Source organism: Variovorax glucosi (assembly GCF_051216695.1).
GTDB lineage: Bacteria > Pseudomonadota > Gammaproteobacteria > Burkholderiales > Burkholderiaceae_C > Variovorax.
On the sequence record NZ_JBPJZE010000242.1, the window covers coordinates 1 to 1179 of the forward strand.

Here is a 1179-nt window from a genome sequence, read left to right on the forward strand (position 1 = left end):
AGCAGCACCAGCACCGCTGCGCCGAGCAGCCGGTGGCGCGCACGCCGACGCATGGTTTCGACACTTTCCGCGGGGACAGCGGCCGGGGCGCTGCGTCCTTCGTTGCCTTGTGGGCCGCGCGTGCGGAACTTGAAAAACGCCAGGCGGGTCGATCCCGGAAGGAGTGCAGCGAGGTGGTGTCAGAGGGTATGGACAGCCCGACGATCAGCCGCCTGGCAGCAGGTGTTTGGCTTGCAGCCGGGGGGTGCCGTTTTCGAGCACGCCACCCACGGTGAAGAACGATCCGAAGACCACGATTCTATCAGCGGGCCCCGCCTGCTCGATGGCTGCGCGCAACGCTTCCATCGGGCCCGCATACACGCTGCCAGAGGCATCGGTGCGCGTGTTCTGCGCCTGCCAGCTGGCCAGCAGGTCGGCCGCCTTGGCGGCGCGCGGCGTGGGCAGGTCGGTGAAGTACCAGCGGTCAATCAGCGGCCCGATGCGCGCGAGGATCGGTGCGAGATCCTTGTCGGCCATCACGCCGAACACGCCGTGCGTGGTGGGGTAGAAGCCCATCGCATCGAGGTTCTCGGCCAGCGCGGCCACGGCGTGGGCATTGTGCGCCACGTCGAGCACAAGCGCCGGTTCGCCCGGCACGATCTGGAAGCGGCCCGGCAGCTCGACCATCGCGAGCCCGTTGCGCACGGCCTGCGCCGTGATCGGCAGTTGCGGGCGCAGCGCCTCGAGCGCCGCGAGCACGCCGGCCGCATTGATGAGTTGGTTGGCCCCGCGCAGTGCCGGATAGGCCAGCCCGCTGTAGCGCCGGCCACGCCCAGACCAGCCCCACTGCTGCTTGTCGCCCGACACGTTGAAGTCGGTCCCGAAGCGCCACAGGTCGGCACCGATGGCGTTCGCATGATCGATCACGCTCTGCGGCGGCATCGGGTCGCTGACAACGGCGGGCTTGCCCGGGCGCAGGATGCCGGCCTTCTCGAAGCCGATGCTTTCGCGGTCGGGCCCGAGGTATTCCATGTGGTCAAGGTCGATGCTGGTGATGACCGCGCAGTCGGTGTCGATGATGTTGACCGCATCGAGCCGCCCGCCCAGGCCGACTTCGAGGATCGCCACGTCGGGCTTTTCCTCGATCATGCAATGCAGGATGCCGAGCGTGGTGAATTCGAAGTAGGTCAGGGCCATGTC

1 protein-coding gene and 1 pseudogene are annotated in these 1179 nt (G+C 68.0%); both read right to left on the bottom strand.

The window, feature by feature from the left end:
• Positions 1-143: pseudogene (locus ACSFA3_RS24635) on the bottom strand (SPOR domain-containing protein); the annotation flags it as partial.
• A gap of 61 nt (positions 144-204) precedes the next feature.
• Positions 205-1179, bottom strand: a 975-nt coding sequence (locus tag ACSFA3_RS24640) for a bifunctional folylpolyglutamate synthase/dihydrofolate synthase (RefSeq protein ID WP_435507992.1), incomplete at its 5' end; no start/stop codon positions are given.